General features: G+C 62.7%; 1 protein-coding gene. It reads left to right on the forward strand.

Annotated elements, in window-relative coordinates:
- Positions 1-326 precede the first annotated feature (326 nt).
- Positions 327-2105 carry a YncE family protein gene (locus tag KKC91_12605; protein ID MBU0479383.1) on the forward strand — a complete coding sequence of 593 codons (1779 nt, stop codon included), beginning with the start codon at positions 327-329 and terminating at the stop codon, positions 2103-2105.
- Positions 2106-2419 lie beyond the last annotated feature (314 nt).

Raw genomic sequence — 2419 nt, forward strand, 5'->3', positions numbered from 1 at the left:
ATAACGAGGACATCCCATAGGTGGCTTCGGCTGATCCAGACGCTCAAGCCCCCGACGCGTTCCCAGCTATATGTCAATCTAATGGTAACACATCGGCCACGCCCCTCTTGCGCAATTACATTTTAGTAACCCCACATGAACGCAACCCCACATGAACGCAGACCGGGCTATCGCCCGGAGGGTAAGCGGCGCGAAAAGCTTAGTCTGGTTCGGGTTTACGGATGGCCTGGGGCAGAACCGCCCGGCTGGTTATGTACCTGTTGGACGGCAATCGTTGTAGATCAAAGCATTCAATGTTTGATTCCATTCCTATCCGGAGGTGAAAAATGAACCACATACTTACCACTAGGGGAAAACATGCAGTTACCGCACTGTTGCTCGTCTTTCTGGTGCTGGTGGCCCTGTCTGGATCAGTCCTGCCTGCCCGCGCTGTGGCCGTGCTGCTGGCCGATTTTAGCGGCACGCTCACCGACCCCGGCGTGCCGGTCCAGGTTGTTTCGCTCCTACCCGCGGGCGGGGAAGGGAGCGCGATCGGAGGACAGGAAATCACCTGGAGCGGCGACGGCGGTGACGGAGATTGGAGCAACCCGCACAACTGGGCAGGCAGCCGCGTCCCCGGTCCCGCCGACACCGCCCGCCTGGTCGGTTCGGCCCCTGACGCCCGCGTGGACGCGGCCTTTGGCGGCGTCGTCGCGGGGCTCTTCCTGGGAGCGGACTATGCCGGCACCCTGCGCCTCGAACATGCCCTGCTGGTGCGGGGCGACCTAGAGATGGCCGGCGGCACGCTGCAGGGCGGCGAGGCCGGCTTGGACGTCAACGGCACCGTCCGCGTGAGCGGTGGCCTGCTGGTGACGCCGGCCGGCGCGGCCATGAACGTGGTCATGTTGGACATTGCTGCCCCCGGGGTAGTGCGGCTGGGGACAAATGGCAAGCTGAATCTGTCTGGCAGTGGCCAGCCGCTCCACGGGGACGGCCTGCTGGACACAATGGCCTATCGCCCCAACAGCGTCGAATACACCGGGGCGGCGACGGCCGGCCTTACGGCCGCGGTGCCGGCGGTGGAACTGCGCCTGGCCCAGCCGGAGGGGTTCTCCCACGTCGGCGCATTGACGCTGCCCGCCGGGGATGAGTTTCTTGGGTCCGCGGTGATCGACCCGGCCGGGGCGTACGCCTACTTTGGCGACTGGACCAATGTCGGCCACGTGTTCAAGGTAGACCTGGCCACCTTTACCCATATCGGCACACTGACGCTGCCCGCCGGGGAAAAACGCCCCTTGTCCGCGGTGATCGACCCGACCGGGGCCTACGCCTACTTTGGCACCTACCACACCTTCCCTGCCCGCGTGGTCAAGGTAAACCTGGCCACCTTTACCCGCTCCGACGCACTGACGATGGACACTGCGGAAAACGATATCGTCTCCGCGTTGATCGACCCGGCCGGGGCGTACGCCTACTTTGGCACCATCTACCCCGGCACGGTAGTGAAGGTGAATCTGGCCACTTTTACCCGCACCGGCGCGCTGCCGCTGAACGCCGGGGAAGAGGGCCTCTGGTCGGCGGTAATCGACCCGGCCGGGGGGTTCGCCTACTTTGGGACCAATACATCTCCCGGCATGGTAGTAAAAGTGAACCTGGCCTCCTTTACCCGCGTCGGCGCGCTGACGCTGAACGCCGGGGAAGACAGCCTCCACTCCGCGGTGATCGATCCGGTTGGTGCATACGCCTACTTTGGCACCGAGACATCTCCCGGCATGGTAGTAAAGGTGAACCTGACCACCTTCACCCGCACCGGCGCGCTGCCGCTGAACGCCGGGGAAAACAACCTCCGGTCCGCCGTGATCGACCCGGCCGGCGAGTACGCCTACCTTGGCACGAATAGCTTGCCTGGCATCGTGGTCCAGGTGGACCTGGCAGCCTTCACCCGCACCGGCGCACTGCCACTGGACACCGGTGAAGACTACCTCCTCTCTGCGGCGATCGACCCGGCCGGCGAGTACGCCTACTTTGCTACTTTTACCGTGCCCGGCCGCGTGGTCAAGATCGCCGTGGGGGCGAGCGGCCTCTCGAAAATCTACCTGCCGGCGGTCTTACGCAACGCGCCGTAGCCCGAGATGCGCGCCGTCCAACCCCGCGTGAACGCAGACCGGGCTATGGCCCGGAGGGTAAGCGGCGCGATTTTGTCAATTGGTTACGAGCAAAACCGCGGCAGGGCCAAATCCGCTCGGCTGGTTACGCACCCGTTGGGCAGCGGATATAGGTTCAAAATGGTTATGGGGAAAATCAGCTTGATATAGCATGAGTTCCATGATATTATGCAAACATGATCCGATCATTCAGGAATGCAGCCACGGAAGATATATTCAATGGCGTAAACACGAAAGCTGCCCGTAATCTGTGTCCACAAAATCTCAGGAAAGTA

It is taken from the genome of bacterium, from assembly GCA_018812485.1.
In the GTDB taxonomy this organism is placed as follows: Bacteria; JAHJDO01; JAHJDO01; order JAHJDO01; family JAHJDO01; genus JAHJDO01.

Coding starts and splice junctions, on each gene's coding strand:
- KKC91_12605 (MBU0479383.1), top strand. CDS start 327: ATGAACCACATACTTACCACTAGGGGAAAACATGCAGTTACCGCACTG.